General features: G+C 62.1%; 20 protein-coding genes. 7 read left to right on the top strand and 13 right to left on the bottom strand.

The features are described 5' to 3' along the window. Positions 1-4 precede the first annotated feature (4 nt). Together GR212_RS12415 and GR212_RS12420 are read right to left on the bottom strand one after the other, a co-directional pair. Positions 5-877 carry a methylated-DNA--[protein]-cysteine S-methyltransferase gene (locus tag GR212_RS12415; RefSeq protein WP_163986861.1) on the bottom strand — a complete coding sequence of 291 codons (873 nt, stop codon included), beginning with the start codon at positions 875-877 and terminating at the stop codon, positions 5-7. Between the two features lie 112 nt (positions 878-989). Next, positions 990-1,493, bottom strand: coding sequence for a DUF2244 domain-containing protein (locus GR212_RS12420; RefSeq protein ID WP_163986952.1), 504 nt, complete (start codon positions 1,491-1,493; stop codon positions 990-992). 22 nt (positions 1,494-1,515) lie between these two features. Here GR212_RS12420 and nth point away from each other — a divergent pair, with 22 nt between their 5' ends. Further along, a complete protein-coding gene (gene nth / locus GR212_RS12425; protein WP_163986862.1) occupies positions 1,516-2,295 on the top strand; it encodes an endonuclease III in 780 nt (259 codons plus the stop codon). A 2-nt stretch (positions 2,296-2,297) separates the two neighbouring features. Here nth and GR212_RS12430 read toward each other — a convergent pair whose 3' ends face one another. After that, positions 2,298-3,014: a sulfate transporter family protein gene (locus GR212_RS12430; RefSeq protein ID WP_163986863.1), complete on the bottom strand. Its 717-nt coding sequence runs from the start codon at positions 3,012-3,014 to the stop codon at positions 2,298-2,300. 255 nt (positions 3,015-3,269) lie between these two features. On the opposite strand from GR212_RS12430, the gene GR212_RS12435 reads away from it, so the two are divergent. Next, positions 3,270-4,121 carry a MurR/RpiR family transcriptional regulator gene (locus GR212_RS12435; protein WP_163986953.1) on the top strand — a complete coding sequence of 284 codons (852 nt, stop codon included), beginning with the start codon at positions 3,270-3,272 and terminating at the stop codon, positions 4,119-4,121. An 8-nt stretch (positions 4,122-4,129) separates the two neighbouring features. Here GR212_RS12435 and GR212_RS12440 read toward each other — a convergent pair whose 3' ends face one another. From GR212_RS12440 to GR212_RS12480, 9 genes are all read right to left on the bottom strand, one after another. Continuing rightward, positions 4,130-5,713 carry an FGGY-family carbohydrate kinase gene (locus tag GR212_RS12440; protein ID WP_163986864.1) on the bottom strand — a complete coding sequence of 528 codons (1,584 nt, stop codon included), beginning with the start codon at positions 5,711-5,713 and terminating at the stop codon, positions 4,130-4,132. Positions 5,714-5,733: 20 nt separating this feature from the next. Further along, positions 5,734-6,408: an HAD family hydrolase gene (locus tag GR212_RS12445; protein WP_163986865.1), complete on the bottom strand. Its 675-nt coding sequence runs from the start codon at positions 6,406-6,408 to the stop codon at positions 5,734-5,736. 95 nt (positions 6,409-6,503) lie between these two features. Next, entirely contained in the window at positions 6,504-7,985 is a 1,482-nt protein-coding gene (locus GR212_RS12450) for a mannitol dehydrogenase family protein (protein ID WP_163986866.1), read from the bottom strand. 149 nt (positions 7,986-8,134) lie between these two features. Beyond that, entirely contained in the window at positions 8,135-9,133 is a 999-nt protein-coding gene (locus GR212_RS12455) for an ABC transporter ATP-binding protein (RefSeq protein ID WP_163986867.1), read from the bottom strand. Between the two features lie 11 nt (positions 9,134-9,144). Beyond that, positions 9,145-9,987 carry a carbohydrate ABC transporter permease gene (locus tag GR212_RS12460; protein WP_163986868.1) on the bottom strand — a complete coding sequence of 281 codons (843 nt, stop codon included), beginning with the start codon at positions 9,985-9,987 and terminating at the stop codon, positions 9,145-9,147. Between the two features lies 1 nt (position 9,988). Beyond that, positions 9,989-10,861 carry a carbohydrate ABC transporter permease gene (locus GR212_RS12465; RefSeq protein WP_163986869.1) on the bottom strand — a complete coding sequence of 291 codons (873 nt, stop codon included), beginning with the start codon at positions 10,859-10,861 and terminating at the stop codon, positions 9,989-9,991. Positions 10,862-11,008: 147 nt separating this feature from the next. Further along, positions 11,009-12,325 (bottom strand): ABC transporter substrate-binding protein, encoded by a 1,317-nt coding sequence (locus tag GR212_RS12470; protein WP_163986870.1) that lies wholly within the window; start codon positions 12,323-12,325, stop codon positions 11,009-11,011. A gap of 146 nt (positions 12,326-12,471) precedes the next feature. Continuing rightward, entirely contained in the window at positions 12,472-13,425 is a 954-nt protein-coding gene (locus tag GR212_RS12475; protein WP_163986871.1) for a sugar-binding transcriptional regulator, read from the bottom strand. Positions 13,426-13,493: 68 nt separating this feature from the next. Then, on the bottom strand, positions 13,494-13,949 hold the full coding sequence (locus tag GR212_RS12480; protein ID WP_163986872.1) for an RbsD/FucU family protein: 456 nt from the start codon (positions 13,947-13,949) through the stop codon (positions 13,494-13,496). A 225-nt stretch (positions 13,950-14,174) separates the two neighbouring features. Here GR212_RS12480 and GR212_RS12485 point away from each other — a divergent pair, with 225 nt between their 5' ends. The 5 genes from GR212_RS12485 to GR212_RS12505 all read left to right on the top strand — a co-directional run bounded on the left by GR212_RS12485 (position 14,175) and on the right by GR212_RS12505 (position 18,978). Further along, positions 14,175-14,834: a response regulator gene (locus tag GR212_RS12485; RefSeq protein WP_163986873.1), complete on the top strand. Its 660-nt coding sequence runs from the start codon at positions 14,175-14,177 to the stop codon at positions 14,832-14,834. After that, a complete protein-coding gene (locus GR212_RS12490; protein WP_163986874.1) occupies positions 14,831-16,183 on the top strand; it encodes an ATP-binding protein in 1,353 nt (450 codons plus the stop codon). The genes GR212_RS12485 and GR212_RS12490 overlap by 4 nt, the downstream gene beginning before the upstream one ends. 87 nt (positions 16,184-16,270) lie before the next feature. Further along, positions 16,271-17,197: an ROK family protein gene (locus GR212_RS12495; protein WP_163986875.1), complete on the top strand. Its 927-nt coding sequence runs from the start codon at positions 16,271-16,273 to the stop codon at positions 17,195-17,197. Next, on the top strand, positions 17,187-17,897 hold the full coding sequence (locus GR212_RS12500) for a copper homeostasis protein CutC (protein WP_163986876.1): 711 nt from the start codon (positions 17,187-17,189) through the stop codon (positions 17,895-17,897). Before GR212_RS12495 ends, GR212_RS12500 begins: the two co-directional genes overlap by 11 nt. A gap of 214 nt (positions 17,898-18,111) precedes the next feature. Further along, complete coding sequence (locus GR212_RS12505; protein ID WP_246725742.1) at positions 18,112-18,978, top strand: DUF6030 family protein; 867 nt, start codon at positions 18,112-18,114, stop codon at positions 18,976-18,978. Here GR212_RS12505 and GR212_RS12510 read toward each other — a convergent pair. Continuing rightward, positions 18,975-19,133, bottom strand: a complete 159-nt coding sequence (locus GR212_RS12510; RefSeq protein ID WP_163986878.1) for a hypothetical protein — start codon at positions 19,131-19,133, stop codon at positions 18,975-18,977. The two genes, GR212_RS12505 and GR212_RS12510, sit on opposite strands and share 4 nt — an antisense overlap. Positions 19,134-19,151 lie beyond the last annotated feature (18 nt).

A 19,151-nucleotide genomic window follows, 5' to 3' on the forward strand; every position in this document is an offset into this window, starting at 1 on the left:
CCCCTCAAGCATCCCCCGATTCCCATCCCAGTATGGCGCGCTTGCGCGTCAGGCCCCAATGATAGCCGGTGAGCTGGCCGTTCTTGCCGAGTGCGCGGTGGCAGGGCACGACGAAGGAGATCGGGTTACGGCCGACGGCCGCGCCCACGGCCCGCATCGCCGTCGGCTGGCCGATATCCCTTGCGATATCGGAATAGCTCACGGCACGGCCCATCGGGATCTTCAAAAGGCTTTCCCAGACGCGCAGCTGGAAATCCGAGCCGATCAGCACCACCCGCAGCGGCTGGTCGCTCGACCAGTTCGATCGCTCGAAGATGCGCGCCGCATAGGGCGCCGTCGCCTGCGGATCCTCGATGAACTGCGCGTTCGGCCAGCGGCAGGTCATATCGGCCAGACAGGCCTTTTCATCGCCGCTGTCGCTGAAGGCAAGGCCGGCGAGACCGCGATCCGTGACCATGATCAGGGCAAGGCCGAAGGGGGAGATGTGGAACGCATAGCGCATCACCAGCCCGCTGCCCTTGGCCTTCCATTCGCCTGGCGACATTGCCTCGTGCGTGACAAAGAGATCGTGCAGCCGGCTGGGCCCCGAAAGGCCGACTTCGAAGGATGTCTCCAGCAGCGGCAGATCCTCCTTGCGCAGGAGCCGCTTGGCATGATCGAGCGTGACGGCCTGAAGGAACGCCTTGGGCGACAGTCCAGCCCAGCGCGTGAACGTCTTCTGCAATTGGGTCGGCGACTGGCCGAGCCTTTCGGCAAGCATCTCCAGCGACGGCTGGTCGCGATACTCCTCGGTAATGAGCTCGATGACCTCCCGCACGGTCTCGTAATCCTGACCTTCCGGCGTGATGTCTTTCTTCAGCTGTGCAATCGCATTCATGTTCTTTCTCCTTGGAAAGGAGAAAACCACGGCAGAAGGGGTAAAACCACCCGTTTCTTGCGTAAGCGGGCTCCCTGCGGAAATGTGATTGTGCCGGCTTTGCTGAAAGCGCTCATATCCGCTGCGTGACTGTGGCAAGCGCGCGCTTGAAGGCCTTGGCAAAGCTCTCGCGATCCTCCGGATTGAGGAAGGAGCCGACGTCGGTGTCGTGGCTTCTGTCGCGGACATGCATCGACACGACCCCGATCTCGCGGTGGCGGCGAACCAGAAACCGCGTCCAGAACGGATTGAAATGATGTTCCACCATCCGCCCGGTCGGCGAGAACTTGCGGATGGAAACATTGGTGCGCGATACCGTCACCTCTTCGCGCACGCGCCCCGAGCGGTAGTTGAGCCAGAAGGCGCCGTAGAGCAGGAAGAAATCGGCGCCGAAGAAGAAACCGACCGGCCATGCGCCGCGCGTGACGAAGAGAATGCTGTAGAACAAGCAGACGGTGCCGGCCAAGGCGAGCATGACCTTGAACCCCTTTCGTCCGAGCGAGCGATGGGGAAACAATTCGGCGGCGAAAACCGGCCTGCTGCCGTCTGCCGCCGTATCGGCGTTGCGTTCCGTCATAGGACTTGAGTATAGGTCGTTCATGGCAAATCTTAAGATCAAATCCAGCGCCCAAACCGCGAAAAAGTCAAATGCGACCGCAGGCCGCAAGCCGACCGTAAAGAGCCTTTATTCCAAGGCGGACCTGGAAGAGATCTTCCGCCGCTTTTCCATCCAGCGGCCGGAGCCCAAGGGTGAGCTGGAGCACGTCAATCCCTTCACGCTGGTCGTCGCCGTGGCGCTGTCCGCGCAGGCGACCGATGCCGGCGTCAACAAGGCGACGCGCGCCCTCTTCGCCATTGCCGACACGCCGCAGAAGATGCTCGATCTCGGCGAGGAACGTATCCGCGAATACATCAAGACGATCGGCCTTTACCGCAACAAGGCGAAGAACGTCGTGGCGCTGTCGGAAAAGCTGATTACCGATTTCGGCGGCGAGGTGCCGCGGACGCGCGAGGAGCTGATGACCTTGCCGGGCGTCGGCCGCAAGACCGCAAACGTCGTGCTGTCCATGGCTTTCGGCCAGGCGACGATGGCCGTCGACACGCACATCTTCCGCATTGCCAACCGGCTGCTGCTGGCGCCCGGCAAGACGCCGGACGAAGTCGAGCAGCGGCTGATGAAGATCATTCCCGACCAGTATCTCTACCATGCCCACCATTGGCTGATCCTGCATGGGCGCTACTGCTGCAAGGCGCGCAAGCCGGAATGCGAACGCTGCGTCATAGCCGACCTCTGTCGGTCGCCGGAAAAGACCTGGGATATCCCCGCCCCGCTGGTCGAACTGCCGGCGCAGATCATCGGTACGCAGGCGGGCGCCTAGGACTACCGCGCTCTCAGGGCCGTCTCCTGCCGCGATATGAGCTTGTGCAGATGCACCATCATCCCGGCGGCGAACAGCGGCGTCAGCAGGTTGAGAAGCGGGATCGCCAGAAACGCCGCGATGACCAGGCCAGCCGAAAAGACCGTCAAGGCGTGCTTGACGCGGAACTGCCGCGCCTCATCCGGCGTGCGAAAGCGCATGGCCGCGAATTCGAAGAATTCCCGGCCGAGCAGATAGCCGTTTACCAAAAAGAAGGCGACGAGATTGACGCCCGGAATGAACAGCAGGAACAGCGCCACGATATTGCCGACGATGACGACGCCGAGAAACCGCACCGAGCTTTTCATGGCGGCGGCGATCGGCATGGCCGTTCCGGGAGCATCTCCGGGATAGTTCCGCTTCTCCACGACCTCAGCGACATCATCGAGAAAGAGGCCGGCGATCAGCGCCGTGACGGGCGAGATCAGCAGCGCCATCGCCAGTGCCAATGCGATACCGGCAAAAATGGCAAGGAAGAGCGTAAGCCAGCCCGTCCAGTCCGAAGTGGATGGCATGAAGCCCTGCAGCCAGGGAAGGATGAAGGAATTGAATGCGCCGCGCAGTGCGAACCAGAGCGCGACAAGCGCAAACAGTGTCAGGCCCACAACCTTCCAGAAAACCTTTCGCGTCTCGGGCGCAAAGAGATTGGCAAGAGAAAGGCGCGCTGCAAGGACAATCATTCGGTCGATCCCGTTTCAGTGGTAACCGGAGACCTAGGAAGCGGTTGCATCGATATCAATATCTCGCGCGGATATATGAGTATGCTCAATTAAAAATTTGAATTATTGTAATACAGATTACACTAATATATTCTGTGCTTCACATTAAGAACAACAATCAAAACAAGATCGGCAATCCGATTAGATTTGCATGGCCGATTGATGCAGAAATTTGTGCAACCAGACAACGGAAAGACCATCGACGAGGCGCAAACTTTGGAAGACCTCAGCCAGAGACTTAAGCAATATATAAAGGTCGGCACTCCGGCCGAGCGAAGAATTGCTAAGTATTTCTCCGAGCACCTGAACGAACTGCCGTTCGAAACGGCTTCTTCGGTTGCCGACAGGCTGGAGCTGAGCCCGATGACGGTGGGACGATTCTTGCGCTCGCTCGGCTATCACGGGCTGGACGGTATCAAGGTCCACCTCAAGGAAAATGCGCCCGCGCTGGCGTCGCAATTGCCGAGCGTGCTCGAACAGTTACAGAAGGATGCCAGCGAGGGCCGCCCGCTTGCGACCCAGATCGCCGAACAGGTCGAGATGCTGCAGCATATCTACAACCTCGCCGGCCAGCCGCAATGGCAGGAGGCGGTCGCAACGATCCTGTCCTCTGGAAGTGTCTTCGTCACCTCCCATCCCGGCCTCGCCGGGATCGGACGCTATTTCAGCGATCGACTGACCTTTGCCCGCGATCAGGTCCTGTTCCTCGACGGCGCCAATGGCAGTTACATCGAGCTGTTTGGCGGACCGTCCGATGACGGGGTGCTTGTCGTCGTGGACTCTCAAAGCTTCGTCTCGTCGCGCCTGCTGGCCCGCTCCGCACGCCGGGCCGGATGCAAGGTGCTGCTGGTAACGGGCCAGTTTACCGAATGGGCGCATGAATTCGCAAATATCACGCTGTCCCTGCCGCCCCAGCGGGCCAACGGTCCGGAGAACCTCCCCGCCATGATGTCGCTGCTGGAATATCTGGCGGTGGCTGTCATCCATGCCGCGGGCGAAACGGCGGAAATCCGGAGCCGCCGCATAGAAGAACTTCAAGGCATGTTCGTCCACGCGCCGCTCAGGTAAACCGCCGGCTATTCCATGGCGTCCAGTTCCGCGCGATGACGGTACATGGCGAGGAAGCGCCTGTAGTCGCGATCGTAAAGCGCCTGCTTTTCGGCATCCGGCAGCCGTTCGTGACTGCCCGGATACATCGCAGCACCCGCCGCCCCCAGGCTCTCATGGAGACCGCAGGAGACGGACGCGGCAATCGCCGTGCCGAGAAGCACCGTCTCGTTCATCTTCGGCATCACGACCTTGCAGCCGGTCACATCGGAATAGAGCTCCATGAGCACCGAATTCTTTACATGACCGCCGGCGACATGCAGCGTGTCGGGCACATAGCCATAGTCCCGCATCCGCTCGAGGATGTGGCGGATGCCGAGCGCGATACCGACGCTGGTGCGCCAGTAGAGGCGGCAGAGACCATCGAAGGAGGCGTCCAGCGTCATGCCGCTGATGACGCCGAGTGCGTGCGGATCGGCGAGCGGCGAGCGGTTGCCGTGAAAATCGGGCAATACATGGATACGCCCGCCGAGGGAGTCGCCCTCGGCAAGCCGCAGCTCGGCAATGCGCCGCACGATACGATCATGCAGGGCCGCCGTCGGCGGACCGCCGGCCGCGTGCATGCTGACGATATGGTCGAGAAGCGCGCCCGTTGCCGACTGCCCGGCCTCGGCAAGCCACATGCCCGGAAACACGGCCTCGTAGTAAGGTCCCCACATGCCGGTGCTGCGCTTGCGCTCCCGCGCGAAGGAGACGACGCAGCTCGAGGTGCCGGCTATCAGCGCCAGCTGATGCTCCAACGTACCGGCATCGCCGGCATGGCCCGCAAGCGCGCCAAGCGCCCCGGCATAGGCGTCGATCATGCCCGCGCCGACGTGACATGCGCGATCGAGCCCCAGCGCCTCGGCCGCTTCGGCCGTCAAAGTGCCGATGCTCTTGCCGACGGGAACGCTCTCCTCGGGCAGGCCGCCGCGTTCCCGCAGATCGCCAAGGCCGATCACATTGAGAAAATCGGCCTGCCAGCCCGGCTCGCGATGGGCGAGGTAGTTCCATTTCGCCACCAGCGTCGAGCGCGACCGGGCCAGAGAGCCCGTCGCCTTCCAGGTCATGAAATCGGCAAGATCGAAGAAATAACCGGCCTGCGCCCAGCTTTGCGGCAGGTTCTCCTTCAGCCACATCAGCTTCGGCATTTCCATTTCCGGCGACATGAAATCGCCGGAATAGTCCAGAACCTCGTGCTTCGTGGCCGTGCAGTAATCTGCCTCGGCGAGCGCGCGGTGATCGAGCCAGACGATGGTGTCGAACCGGCTTTCGCCGCCCGTGGAAACGGTGAGCTGCCCGCCATCGCGATCGCGCACGACCAGCGAGCAGGTTGCATCGAAGCCGATCGCGCCGATGACGGATGCATCGACGCCGGAGGCATTCACGGCCGAGCGAACGGCAGTGCAGACGGCGGCCCAAATGTTTTCGGAATCGTGCTCGGCGTGGTTTTCGCGCGGGCGATTCATCAGGATCGGATGCTCGCTCTTGGCCAGCAACGAGCCACTCGCCGTGAAGACACCGGCGCGTGCGCTACTTGTGCCGATATCGACCGCAACTACGTGATCACGCATGCAAAAGAGGTCCCGACCACTTATCTCTTGTTGCGGACAAGTTGTATCAATTCCGGCATTGCGTCAAACACGACTTCCGGCGAAAGCTGCTCCAGTTCCGCCCGGTAACTCGGCGAATGCGCATGCGAGCCGCCGGTAAATGCAAAGACCGTCATGCCGGCCGCGCGCGCCGCGGTAATGCCCGCCGGGCTGTCTTCCACGACGATGCACTCCTTCGGCGGCACGCCCATCTTTTCAGCCGCGTAAAGGAAGAGATCAGGCGCAGGCTTGCCGCGCTTGACCATGCTGGCGCTAAAAATGTTCGGCTCCAGCTTGCCGAGAAGGCCGGTCACGCCCAGCGACAGGCGGATGCGCTCCAGCTGGCTCGAAGAGGCGACGCAACGCGGCAGCGAAAGCGCATCCAATGTCGCCGCAATGCCGTCGATCGGCTTCAGCTCGTGCTTGAAGCGCTCGTAGAGATCGTTGCGGATGCGATCGAGAAATGCCTGGTCGATGAAGACATCGAATTCCGTCTGCATCGTATCGACGAGCGTCGCCAGGCTCTTGCCGAGGAAGCGGCTGTAGACATCCTCCTCGCTCATATCCACGCCGACATCGTGCATCGCCTGGATGAGCACGCCGACGGACAGCGGCTCGCTATCCACAAGCACACCATCGCAATCGAAGATTACGAGGCCTGTTCCCTCACTCGTCATCGCAGATCCAACCCGAATTCTGTTGCTGTCCCGCTTTCGAAATACGCGCGACAATGGAAAACGGCCGGAACAGGAGAACTCCGGCCGTTTGAAAGTTATTCCGCGAGTTTGTTGTCCAAGTATAGCTGCAGGGTGACGCGGGTACCCTTTTCCCACAGCGTTTTCAGGGCATGCGCGAAGCGCTTGCGGAAGAGATCCGACTTGGCGACATCGCCGAAGATGTCATCGAAGACGAGGAAGGCATTCGGATCGTCCTTCGCCTTGAGGGCGGCTTCATGCAGTCGGTCGGCGCTGGCATCGTTGAAGACGATGTCCTTGCCGCTGTCGCTCTTGCCCGCGAAGTATCGGCACCAAAGCGCCGAGACCAGCGCGAGGCCGACGATATCCTCGCCGCGGCGAAGACGATCGGCCGTCGAAGGCAGGATGAATTTCGGCTGGCGGTTGGAGCCGTCCTGCGCGAGACGCGGAATGGTGTCGGCGATCTTCGGATTGGCGAAGCGGTGCTCGATCAGCTTGAAGTAATCCGCAAGCACGGTATTCGGCACCGGCGGGATCACCGGAATGATTTCATCGTTCTCGAGCTTGGCGAGGAAGGCGCGGATCAAGGGCTCTTCCATGGCTTCATGCACGAAATGGATATCCATCAGCGCCGCCGGATAGGCGATCGCCGCATGGCCGCCGTTGAGGATGCGGATCTTCATGTGCTCATAGGGCGTCACGTCGGACACGAAAGTCACGCCGACCTTTTCCAGCGCCGGACGGCCGGCCGGGAAATTGTCCTCCAGCACCCATTGCTTGAACTCTTCGCAATAGACCGGCCAGTTGTCCTCGATGTCGAAGACTTCCTTGAGGAAGTCGATCTCGCGCGCACCGGTCGCCGGCGTGATGCGGTCGACCATGCCGTTCGGGAAGGCGACGTTCGCGGCGATCCAATCGGCGAAGGCCGGGTCGGACAGCCGCGCGGTGCCGACGACCGCAGCCTTGGTGACGCCGCCATTGTGGGGAATGTTGTCGCAGGACATGACGGTGAAGGGTGGCACGCCGGCGGCGCGGCGCGCCTTGAGGCCGGCGACGATCAGACCGAACACGGTCTTCGGCGCATCCGGATTCTGCCCGTCGGCGACGATCGCCGGATGCGCGGGATTGAACTTGCCGGAGGCATCGATGAAATAGCCGCCCTCGGTGATCGTCATGGAGACGATGCGGATCGTCGGGTCGGCAAGCTTGGCAATGATGGTCTTGGCGTCGCCGACCGGCAGGATGTCGATCATGGGCGCGGTGACGCGCGCGGCCGTGCGGTTGTTGTCCTGCTCGACCACGGTCGTCAGAAAATCCTGGGCGGCAAGCTTCTCCCGCATGGAAGCATCGGAGGGCAGCACGCCCGCGCCGATGATCGCCCAGTCATGGTTCTGGCCGGCATTGAAAAGATCGTCGAGATAAACGGCCTGATGGGCGCGATGGAAGTTGCCGACACCGAAATGCACGATGCCCGCCGAAAGCGATTTCGGATCGTAAGCAGGAATGGCCGCCTTTGCTGCCGCCTCCTGGAGAGTTGCGAGCGATAATTTGCACGTCATGTCTCTAGTCCTTCTGGAAAGGTCTCTGGCTCCGGACGACTGGGAAAGGCCGCTCCGGCTCGTATGCTTTCCGGCCCGCAAATATCCGGGCGGACCGGGATCGGTGCGTTCCCCATGCGCGGGCGGCGCGCATGGGCTTGGCGCTTGGCTCAGATCGCCAGCCCCTCGGCGTTGAACCGGTGAATATGCGTCTTGTCCGGCGTCAGGTAGACGGTATCGCCGGCCCGGGCCGGGAAATCGCCCGAACCGCGCGCCGTCACCGTGCCGATGCCGTCGACGTCGATATGCAGGAAGGTGTCGGAACCGAGATGCTCGGCAACCAGCACTTTGCCCTGCCAGTCGCCCGAGCTGGTCGACAGCACCACATGCTCAGGGCGCACGCCGATGGTGTCGCCGCCGAGACTCTGGGCATAGGCGCCCTTGACGAAGTTCATCTTCGGCGAGCCGATGAAGCCGGCGACGAAGAGATTGCGCGGGCTGCGGTAGAGCTCCAGCGGCGAACCCACCTGCTCGATATTGCCGCGGTTGAGCACGACGATCTTGTCGGCCATGGTCATGGCTTCGACCTGATCGTGCGTCACGTAGACCATCGTCGTCTTCAGCTGCTGGTGCAGCTCGCTGATTTCGAGGCGCATGTTGACGCGCAGCGCCGCGTCCAGGTTCGACAAGGGCTCGTCGAACAGGAAGGCCGCCGGCTGGCGCACGATGGCGCGGCCGATGGCGACGCGCTGGCGCTGACCGCCGGAGAGCTGGCGCGGCTTGCGCTCCAGATAGTCCGTCAGGTTCAGGACACGCGCGGCGTCCGCCACCTTCTTGTCGATTTCCGCCTGCGACATGTTCGCCATCTTCAGCGGAAAGGCGATGTTCTTGCGCACGCTCATATGCGGATAGAGCGCGTAGGACTGGAACACCATGGCAAGCCCGCGGTCGGACGGCTTCAAATTGGTGCCGTCCTTGCCGTCGATCAGGATCTGCCCGCCGGAAACATCCTCGAGGCCGGCGATCAGACGCAGCAGCGTGGACTTGCCACAGCCGGACGGGCCGACGAACACGACGAACTCGCCATTGTCGATCTCGAGGTCGATGGAAGGGATGACCTTGGCTTCGCCGAAGACCTTGGAAACCTTCTTGAGAACAATGCTACCCATGCTTGTCTTCCTTACTTAACCGCGCCGAAGGTGAGGCCGCGAACGAGTTGCTTCTGGCTGAACCAGCCGAGGATCAGGATCGGAGCGATCGCCATGGTCGATGCCGCCGAAAGCTTGGCATAGAACAGGCCCTCCGGGCTGGAATAGGAGGCGATGAAGGTGCTCAGCGGCGCTGCGTCGACGGACGAGAGATTGAGCGTCCAGAAGGCCTCGTTCCAGGCGAGGATGATGTTGAGCAGCATCGTCGAGGCAAGGCCGGGGATCGCCATCGGCGTCAGCACGTAGATGATCTCCTTGACGAGCGTCGCACCGTCCATGCGGGCCGCCTCGAGGATCTCGCCGGGAATTTCCTTGAAGTAGGTGTAGAGCATCCAGACGATGATCGGCAGGTTGATCAGCATTAGCACGACGACCATGCCCAAGCGGCTGGCGAACTGGTTGTTGAGCAGGCCGAACCCCTGGAACAAGAGGTAGATCGGGATGAAGGCGCCGACCGGCGGCATCATCTTCGTGGACAGCATCCACATCAGCACGTCCTTGGTCCGCTTGGTCGGCGAGAACGCCATGGCCCAGGCGGCAGGAACGGCGACGATCAGGCCGAGGATCGTCGAACCGAAGGCGATGATGACGGAGTTGGCGAAATGGAGGAAGTAGTTCGAGCGCGACTGCACCTCGACGTAGTTCTCCAGCGTCCAGTGGAAGAAGAGGAACTGCGGCGGCGAGGCAATGGCGTCGCCCTCGGTCTTGAAGCTCGTCAGGATCGTCCAGAGGATCGGGAAGAAGATGAGAAGCGCCACGGCCCAGGCGACAACCGATACGAAAATCTTGCGTTGCGTGGTGATCTTGCGTGCCATCTCAAGCCTCCAGATTCTTGCCGACTGCGCGCATCAGGAAGATCGCGACGATATTGGCGAGGATGACGGCGATGATGCCGCCTGCCGATGCGCCGCCGACGTCCTGCGACAGAACGATCTGCGAATAGACAAGGTAGGTCAGGTTCGTCGTCGCCGTGCCCGGACCGCCGTTGGTGGTGACGAGGATCTCGGCGAAGGCGGACAGCAGGAAGATCGTCTCGATCAGGATCACTACCGTAATGGCGCGCGCCAGATGCGGAAGGATGATGTAGATGAACTTCGAGACCGGGCCGGCGCCATCCATTTCGGCGGCTTCCTTCTGTTCCTCGTCCAGCGACTGCAGGGCGGTCAGCAGGATGAGGGTTGCGAAAGGCAGCCATTGCCAGGCGACGATGATGATGATCGACAGCAGCGGCACCGTCTCCAGCCAGGTCAGCGGATCCAGCCCGAACAATCTGAAGAGATGCGCCAGAAGCCCGTTCACCGGGTTCATGAACATGTGCTTCCAGATGAGGGCGGCGACCGTCGGCATCACGAAGAACGGCGCAAGCACCAGCATGCGCACGATGCCCTGGCCGAAGATCGGCTGATCAAGAAGGAGCGCCAGCGCAATGCCGCCGATGACGGTAATCAGCAACGCACCGCCGACGAGCAGCAGCGTCACGATCAGCGAACTCAGGAAAGCCGGGTCGGTGACGAAGTATTCGTAGTTGAGCCAACCGATGAAATCATGCGCGCCGGGCGACAGCAGATTGTAGTTCAGCGTCGAGAAATAGATCGTCATCACGAGTGGAACGATCATCCACGCAAAGAGAAGCAGAACCGATGGCGCCATCATGACGCGCGCGGTCGAACGGGTGTGCAACGTTGCCATGGCAAGTACCGACCTATCTTTAACAAGGAAGAGGTGGCCGTGGATCGGCTGAAACGAAAAGGGCCGCCAAGGGCAGTTCGGCGCTCGGCGGCCTAGTGGAAAGCAGTGCTCGAGAGGGGGCGCTGCTTTCCTTTGCTTCGAAGGCCCTTACTTCGGATAGCCGGCCTTCTTCATTTCGCGTTCCGTCAGCTGCTGCGCAGCCTTCAGAGCCTGGTCCACGGAGATCTGGCCGGCGAGAGCAGCGGAGAACTGCTGGCCGACGGCCGTGCCGATACCCTGGAACTCGGGGATGGCGACGAACTGGACGCCGACATACGGAACCGGCTTGACGGTCGGATGCGTCGGGTCAGCCGAGTTGATCGAGTCGAGCGTCATCTTCGCGAAGGGGGCTGCCTTCTGGTAGTCCGCATTCGCATAGAGCGACGTACGGGTGCCGGGAGGTGCGTTCAGCCAGCCTTCCTTCTGTGCGACAAGGTTGGTGTATTCCTTGCTGGTTGCCCAGGAAATGAACTTCTCTGCGGCTTCGGTCTTCTTCGACGAAGCCGGGATGGCGAGGTTCCATGCCCAGAGCCAGTTGCCGCGCTTGCCGAGCCCCTTGTCCGGAGCCAGTGCGAAGCCGACATTGTCGGCGACCTTCGACTGCTTCGGGTCTGCGACGAAGGAAGCGGCAACCGTGGCATCGATCCACATCCCGCACTTGCCGGACTGGAACAGAGCCAGGTTTTCATTGAAGCCGTTGGAAGAAGCGCCCGGAGGGCCGGCGTCCTTCATCAGCTTGACGTAGAAGCTCAGCGTGTCCTTCCATTCCGGCTGGTCGAACTGTGCGTTCCACTTCTCGTCGAACCAGCGCGCGCCGAACGAATTCGACATCGCCGTCAGGAATGCCATGTTTTCGCCCCAGCCTGCCTTGCCGCGAAGGCAGATGCCGTAGACTTCATGGTCCTTGTCGGTGATCTTGCGGGCTGCATCGGCAATGAAGTCCCAGGTCGGCGCGTCCGGCATCTTCAGGCCGGCCTTGTCGAACAGGTCCTTGCGATACATGACCATCGAGCTTTCGCCGTAGAACGGCGCTGCATAGAGCTTGCCGTCGGTGGTCAGACCGCTGCGAATGGCCGGGAGAAGGTCATCCACATCATAGTCCTTGTCGGCGGAAAGCTTGTCGAGCGGCGCAAGCCAGCCGAGCTTGCTCCAGATCGGCACTTCATAGGTGCCGATGGTCAACACGTCGTACTGGCCTGCCTTGGTGGCGATGTCGGTCGTAACCTTCTGGCGCAATACGTTTTCTTCAAGCGTGACCCATTGCAGGTCGATATCGGGATTCTTGGCTTTGAAATCGTCCGTAAGCTTCTGCATACGGATCATGTCGCCGTTGTTGACGGTTGCAATCGTGAGGGTTTCAGCGGATGCCAAGCCGGCAAACATCAGCGCCGAGCAGGCGCCCAGCAGTAAAGTTTTCAATTTCATATCTTCCTCCCAGAAGACCAAAGATGAGCATTCGCTTTGCTCATGGGCAATTACTCACTTCTTGCGACAAAATGTCAATGCGGAATCGTTGCTGCATTGCCGCGCAAACAATCTATCTATTTGTTTCTATTGTTTAAATTTTTTGCTCAAACCCTGAGCAAAAATTCGGCAACTGCCTCGTCCGTGATCAAACCATTGATCTGGTGCCCGACGACAGCGGCTTTGATGGCGTCGAATTTGCGCCGTCCCTTGGCGATTCCGATGACGGTACAGGTATCCCGCGACGGCAGGGGCGCGCTCGCGACGCGCTCGTTGACATCGTCGGGCATGAGCTTGCCGTTACCATCGAAAACCCAGCCGCAGATCTCGCCCGCGGCACCACGCTCCATCAGCGCAAGCATCTCGTCCTTTTCGAGGAAGCCGTCGAGACAGAGAGGCGCTTCGACTCCCATCTCGCCGATACCGACGAAGGTCACGTCGGCCTGCGCGCTGATATCGAGCGTTGAGCGCACCAGCGCCTGCGCATGCAGCAACTCGCGCTCCTCGGCTGATGACACCAGCACCGGCAGCGGCATCGGGAAGTGCCGTGCCTTGATGACGTCGGCCATGCTGAAAATGACGTTGTAATAGGCGGCCGAGCCGTCCGGGCCGATATTGCCGGTCAGCGACACCACCCGATGCTGCAAACATTCGATACCGGGCAACTGATCGACCGCGGCCTTGAGCGTACGGCCCGTGCCGATCGCCAGCACGATCGGATCGCTGCGTCGCAGCCAGCGCTCGATCTCTGCGGCGCCGGCTTCGGCAATGCCGATGGTGGAGGACGTGCTGTCCGGATCGCTCGGCACGACATCGACATGGCGCAGATTGAATTTCTGTTTCAGCGCTGCCGCATATTCCAGGCAGGCGGCGATCGGATGATCCAGCCGTACCTTGATCAGCCGCTCGGCGACGGCGAGCGACACCAGCCTCTGTGCCGACTGCCGGGAAATTCCCATCGCGACGGCGATCTCGTCCTGCGTCCGGCCGGCGACGTAATAGAGCCATCCGGCCCGTGCCGCATCGTCAAGCCGCCCCTGGGAATCCAGCTTCCTCGCCATCGCATTCCTTTACCGAAACAGTGCCCCGCGCAGCATTCCTGCCCGCCACCTGGACCATCCGTGCCGGGTCACTCAGTCTCCGGCGGGATGACGCCCTTGGTCAAGGTGAAACAACCGTAGAAGCGGCGTTCGCCCGTCTGAATCACACAATAGGCATCCTTGGCGCGCTCATAGAAGGCGAAGCGCTCGACCGGCGACAGCGGCCAGTGCTTGCCCTCGGCCTTGTCGATCGCGGCCTGCACTTCGCGCTGAACCTGCGGCAACTCCTCCGGGGCTCCAACCACTTCCATGCGCGTTGCGGCGTCGTCGATGAACGTATCGAGAGGCATCAGCGACAATATCGCCGCGATCGCCTCGGCGGCCGACACGTTGTCGATGCGCAGCAGCTCGCCCAGGACCGTCTGGCTCGCGATCGCCTCCGCCGGGAAATTGGTGTCGACCACGACGAGCATGTCCCCATGCCCCATCGATTGCAGCGCATAGAGCACGTCCGCATTCAGCAGCGGTGAAATTCCCTTCAGCATGATCGAAGCATCCTCCAGTAGCCTGATGCGGCCATGCCGGGCCGCTTCGTTCTCCGCGCAAACAAGTAACCATCGCGTTCCTGTCTGTCCATAGCCGCCGGGAACGTTTTCGGCAGACCGGCAGGCTGGGAACATGTGCATCCGGCTGCGGCTTATTTCGGCCGTTATTGACCCGATAGGTTCGTCGGCATTAACTGAAGCCCGGTCAATGGTTGAGAGGTGCAGGTGCGCATTCTTCTGGTGGAGGACGACGACACGATCGGCAGTGCGGTTCGCGACCATATCGCGGCAGGCCCCCACGCCGTCGACTGGGTGAAAAATCTGACAGACGCCGCCGAAGTCACGAGCGCCGTCAATTATGGCCTCATCCTGCTGGACCTGCAGCTCCCCGACGGCAGCGGCATTGATTTTCTCAAGCGGCTGCGTCGCAGGCCCGACGAGACTCCGGTCATCATCCTCACCGCGCGCGATCAGATCTCCGATCGCATCGAGGGGCTGAACAGCGGCGCCGACGATTATCTCGTCAAGCCGTTCAATCTCGGCGAACTCACCGCCCGCATCCTGGCGGTCGCCCGTCGCTATGCCGGCAGTCCGCAACCGACGCTCCGTATCGGCGACCTCGAAATCGACCAGCCGCAGCGCCGCGTTCGGCTGGGAAGCAAGGATGTGATCCTCACGGGACGCGAATGGGCGGTGCTCGACCTGCTGGTCACCCGGCCGGGCGCTATCGTCTCGAAGGACAAGATAGAGGAAGCGCTCTATGCCTTCGGCTCCGAGATCGAGAGCAACACGGTGGAAGTCTATGTCAGCCGCCTGCGCAAGAAGATCGGCAAGGACCGCATAAAGACGGCCCGCGGCGTCGGCTATTGCCTGGGTGAGCGATGACAGAAAGCAAAGAGCCAAGCCGCGCCAGCATTACCCGGCGCCTGATCACGGCCCTCACGGGCACCGTCGTCGTTTTCTGGCTGATTGCCGTGGGCATCGGCGTCTATGTGGTCAACAAGGAACTCTCCGAGACCTTCGATGGCGCATTGCAGGAAACCGCCGAACGGCTGCTGCCCCTGGTGCTCGACGATCTCGCCAATCGTGACCATTCGGGCGATCCGCAGAGCCTGGAGGAGCTCAACAGGGGGCTGAACCGCGAATATCTGACCTACCAGGTGCTGGATGCGAACGGAAAGGTCATCCTGCATTCCCACGATGCGCCGGCAACGGCCTATGACGTGCCGCTGAAGATCGGCTTCCACAACACGCCGCGATACCGGATCTATACGGAATCGTCGGCGGACGGCACGATCTTCCTGCACGTCGCCGATGCCTTCAAGAACCGTCGCGAAGCATCGCGCGAAAGCGGGGTCGCGCTGCTCTGGCCGCTGCTTGCCCTCATTCCCGCCAGCATCGTCGCCATCGGGGTCGTCGTCGGCCGCTCGCTACGGCCGATCGACCGCCTGCGCTCGCAGATCGCCACCAAGGACAGCGGCAACATGGTGCCGCTGGAAAGCGAAACGCTGCCGCGCGAACTGCAGCCGATCGCCCGCTCCGTCAACCTGCTGCTCGACCGCCTGCGCTCGGCACTCGAAGCCGAGCGGGAGTTCACCGCCAACAGCGCCCATGAGCTGCGCACCCCGATCGCGGGCGCGCTTGCCCAGACTCAGCGCCTGATCGCCGAACTGCCGCAGGGGCAGCTGACGGAGCGCGCAGGCCGCATCGAGACGTCACTCTCCAATCTCGGCCGGCTGGCGGAAAAGCTGCTGCAGCTCTCCCGCGCGCAGGCCGGTATCGGCGCGGGCGACAAGCCGATCGATCTCGTCGCGGTCATCGAAACCGTGATCGGCGACTACGACCGCGACACCGACACCGCCGGCCGCGTCTTGCTCGAGAATGGCACGACGGAAAAGCTGATCCGCAATTTCGATATCGATGCCTTCGCCATCGTCATGCGCAATCTGATCGAAAACGCCTTGATCCACGGCCCTGCCGATGACGAGGTAACCGTTGGCGTCGACGACCGGACCGTGCGCGTCATCAACGGCGGCCCTGCGCTTTCCGCCAATGAGCTTGTCGGCCTGAAGAAACGCTTCTGGCGCGGCAAGACCAAGGCGGCGGGCTCCGGCCTCGGGCTCTCCATCGTCGAGCGCATCGTCGAGCAGATCGGCGGACACCTCGACCTGCTGTCGCCGGCCACGGGCAGAACCGACGGCTTCGAAGCCAGGATCACGCTGCCGGCCGGCTGACGGCGTCAAGGTCCGCCAAAGGATTGATCTTGCAAAGACCCGCAAAGGGTGCGAGCAAGGCCGCATGTTTCCAGCAGGTCGGTATATATGATCGTTTCCTTCGACATCGGCGGCAGCGCCATCAAAGGCGGCATTGCCCGCTCCATGACGGATATCGTGCCGCTGGCGCGGCGCCCGACGCCGGGGCACGATTTTGCGCAATTCGTCGCAGTCCTGCGCGATGTCATCGCCGAAGCGGGCGAGAAGCCGGATTGCCTTTCCTTCTCCATTGCCGGCGTCGTCGATCCCGACACGCAGGCGCTCACCTGCGCCAACATCCCCTGCATTCACGGCCGGCGCCTTGCCGCCGACCTGGAAGCGGAACTCGGCTATCCCGTGCTGATCGCCAACGATGCCGATTGCTTCGCCATGGCCGAAGCCATGTCCGGTGCGGGCCGTGGCCATCGCATCGTGTTCGGCGCCATTCTCGGCACCGGCGTCGGCGGCGGTCTCGTCGCGGATGGCCGGCTGGTCAACGCGGCCGGCGGCTTTGCCGGGGAATGGGGACACGGCCCCATCATCGCGTCCTTCGCCGGCAACCCGCCGGCCGCCATTCCCGCCTATGCCTGCGGCTGCGGCCAGAAAGGCTGTGTCGATACGGTCGGCGGAGCCCGCGGCATCGAACGCCTGCACAAGACGCTGCACGGAGCGGCACTCTCCAGCGAAGACATCATCGGCCGGTGGCTGAAGGGTGACGAGGACGCTGAACGCACGATCGACGTCATGGTCGATCTGGTCGCCTCGCCGCTGGCGCTGACGATCAACATAACAGGGGCGACGATCGTCCCGGTCGGCGGTGGCCTCTCCAACGTCGAGCCGCTCCTGGCGCGTCTGGACGAGGTCGTGCGCACCCGCACCCTGCGCAAGTTCGGCCGGCCGCTCGTCGTGCCGAGCCAATGCAAGCTGGAGCCGGGCCTCATCGGCGCCGCCCTGCTGGGCCTGCAACATGCCGGAGACCGCAGCCATGCTGCTTGAGGTCTGCGTCGAGGATGTTGCCGGTCTCAAGGCTGCCGTCGCCGGCGGCGGCGACCGCATCGAGCTTTGCAGCGCGCTCCCGCTCGGCGGGCTGACGCCGAGCGCCGGGCTGATGGCCGCCGCGGCGAAGATGCCCGTTCCCGCCTATGCCATCATCCGTCCGCGCGCCGGCAGCTTCGCCTATTCCGCCGACGAGCTTGAGATCATGAAATCCGATATAGACGCGGCGCGCGACGCCGGATTGCCGGGCGTCGTCCTCGGCGCGTCATTGCCGGACGGACGGCTGGATTTCGACATGCTTGCGGCTCTTGCCGCCCGTGCCGAAGGTCTCGGCAAGACGCTGCATCGCGCCTTCGATCTTGTGCCTGACATCGAGGAGGCCGTGGAAATGGCGATTTCCCTCGGTTTCGAGCGCATCCTGACATCGGGCGGCGCCAAAACCGCCGCGGAAGGCGTCGTCGTGCTCGAACAGGCAATCACCATCGCCGCCGGCCGCATCTCCATCATGCCCGGCTCCGGCGTGACGCTGGCGACGGCCGGCCAGCTATGGCCGCGCCTCCAGATCAGCGAAATACATGCCTCCTGCTCCGCAACCGTCGCCGAGACGGACGAGCGCGTCGTCGCCCTCGGTTTTTCCACCCCCTCTGCACGCCGCACGGATGCCGCGACGGTCAAGGCGCTCAAGGCATATTTCGCCTGAGATGGGTTGCCCGGAAACGAGCCACGGAGATCGCGACGGGCTTTGGGCAAGATCATGAATCGACAAAGAAACTTTAGGATGCTCAATCGTTCATAAACGCATATGCTGTAGCCATGGATTGGCTGCGCAACATACAGTTATTGCAGCAGGGCAAGTTTCCTCGGGAGCAGCTGTGATCTGAACCATGTCGGTGGCGCCACCTCGCAAGAAAAGCATGGCTGTCTTCTGGATTGCGGCCGTTGTCATCGGCTCGATCATCCTGGCAACGGCACTTCTGGCCAACAACATGCGCAATCTCAGGGCGCTGGATGGCCGCTATCATCTCAATCTGTTTCCCCAGCCGGAACAGCAGCCGGCCCCTGTGCAGCCGAAACCTGCCCAGGCGCAGCAACCGGCACCTGCCGCTGCGGCAAACACGCCAGCCGAACAGGCGCCAATGACAGCAGCCGGAGCGCCGAGGCACGACCGCATAAAGCCGACGGGTGACGCCGCCACCCGACAATCGCCCGCAAAGAGATCCCACCTGCTGGACGCGCCGGTCGACGCTTTGCTGAGCGCTTTCGTGCGCAGCTGGCGGATATCAGGCCCGGTGCTCTGCGCCGATCTCGAAAAATTCGGCCTGTCCGTGGGGGAATGGCAGCAAAGCGAGCTGGGCGCCGGCACGTCGGAATGCAGCTACGCCCTCCAGAAAGGCGCCCCTGGCAACGCCAACGCGGCATCCTTCTTCATCATCGCCCGCGGCAAGCCGTCCGGCGAACTCGAGACTGTTCGCATTAAAGTGATCATGCCCGACAATGACGATGGAAAGGCCATCGCCGGAACCTTCGTCGATACCGTCGTCTTTCTGCTGAACGAAACGCATTGGCTGGACTTCCAGGCCTCGTTGGATGCGATCGGCGCATTGCAGGACGTGACCCTGCAGGCTTTCGGCGCAAAGCTCGCTTTTTTCAAGGAGTTCCAGAGCAACAACAGCTTCAACCTGCAGCTGGAATTGCGCAGAACGGCGCCCGAACAGATCCGCACGGCCATCGTCTTCGACAAGGCGCGCTGGACATTGCCCTCCCCCTCTTCCACCAACTAGGCCATGTGCTTCACTTGGGCGTCTGCGCGGCCCGGTTTTTGTTGCGCTGCGCCATGGATGGTGCTCATATAGGCGACGATTCCGAAGGTCGGCGGATCACCGGCCGGCAGCACCATGTTTCCCGAGAGCACGAGGCGGTTTCCGAAGGGATTCATGCAAATCGTTCAATACGC

This window comes from Martinezella lusitana, assembly GCF_010668395.1.
GTDB classification, from domain to species: Bacteria; Pseudomonadota; Alphaproteobacteria; order Rhizobiales; family Rhizobiaceae; genus Rhizobium; species Rhizobium lusitanum_A.

What these genes read in the sequence shown, in the direction of transcription:
- GR212_RS12510 (WP_163986878.1), bottom strand. Translation starts at nt 19,133, where the DNA reads ATGAATCCCTTCGGAAACCGCCTCGTGCTCTCGGGAAACATGGTGCTG.
- GR212_RS12465 (WP_163986869.1), bottom strand. Translation starts at nt 10,861, where the DNA reads ATGGCAACGTTGCACACCCGTTCGACCGCGCGCGTCATGATGGCGCCA.
- GR212_RS12415 (WP_163986861.1), bottom strand. Translation starts at nt 877, where the DNA reads ATGAATGCGATTGCACAGCTGAAGAAAGACATCACGCCGGAAGGTCAG.
- GR212_RS12460 (WP_163986868.1), bottom strand. Translation starts at nt 9,987, where the DNA reads ATGGCACGCAAGATCACCACGCAACGCAAGATTTTCGTATCGGTTGTC.
- GR212_RS12480 (WP_163986872.1), bottom strand. Translation starts at nt 13,949, where the DNA reads ATGCTGAAGGGAATTTCACCGCTGCTGAATGCGGACGTGCTCTATGCG.
- GR212_RS12500 (WP_163986876.1), top strand. Translation starts at nt 17,187, where the DNA reads ATGCTGCTTGAGGTCTGCGTCGAGGATGTTGCCGGTCTCAAGGCTGCC.
- GR212_RS12455 (WP_163986867.1), bottom strand. Translation starts at nt 9,133, where the DNA reads ATGGGTAGCATTGTTCTCAAGAAGGTTTCCAAGGTCTTCGGCGAAGCC.
- GR212_RS12470 (WP_163986870.1), bottom strand. Translation starts at nt 12,325, where the DNA reads ATGAAATTGAAAACTTTACTGCTGGGCGCCTGCTCGGCGCTGATGTTT.
- GR212_RS12490 (WP_163986874.1), top strand. Translation starts at nt 14,831, where the DNA reads ATGACAGAAAGCAAAGAGCCAAGCCGCGCCAGCATTACCCGGCGCCTG.
- GR212_RS12495 (WP_163986875.1), top strand. Translation starts at nt 16,271, where the DNA reads ATGATCGTTTCCTTCGACATCGGCGGCAGCGCCATCAAAGGCGGCATT.
- nth (WP_163986862.1), top strand. Translation starts at nt 1,516, where the DNA reads ATGGCAAATCTTAAGATCAAATCCAGCGCCCAAACCGCGAAAAAGTCA.
- GR212_RS12475 (WP_163986871.1), bottom strand. Translation starts at nt 13,425, where the DNA reads ATGGCGAGGAAGCTGGATTCCCAGGGGCGGCTTGACGATGCGGCACGG.
- GR212_RS12440 (WP_163986864.1), bottom strand. Translation starts at nt 5,713, where the DNA reads ATGCGTGATCACGTAGTTGCGGTCGATATCGGCACAAGTAGCGCACGC.
- GR212_RS12430 (WP_163986863.1), bottom strand. Translation starts at nt 3,014, where the DNA reads ATGATTGTCCTTGCAGCGCGCCTTTCTCTTGCCAATCTCTTTGCGCCC.
- GR212_RS12445 (WP_163986865.1), bottom strand. Translation starts at nt 6,408, where the DNA reads ATGACGAGTGAGGGAACAGGCCTCGTAATCTTCGATTGCGATGGTGTG.
- GR212_RS12420 (WP_163986952.1), bottom strand. Translation starts at nt 1,493, where the DNA reads ATGACGGAACGCAACGCCGATACGGCGGCAGACGGCAGCAGGCCGGTT.
- GR212_RS12505 (WP_246725742.1), top strand. Translation starts at nt 18,112, where the DNA reads ATGGCTGTCTTCTGGATTGCGGCCGTTGTCATCGGCTCGATCATCCTG.
- GR212_RS12450 (WP_163986866.1), bottom strand. Translation starts at nt 7,985, where the DNA reads ATGACGTGCAAATTATCGCTCGCAACTCTCCAGGAGGCGGCAGCAAAG.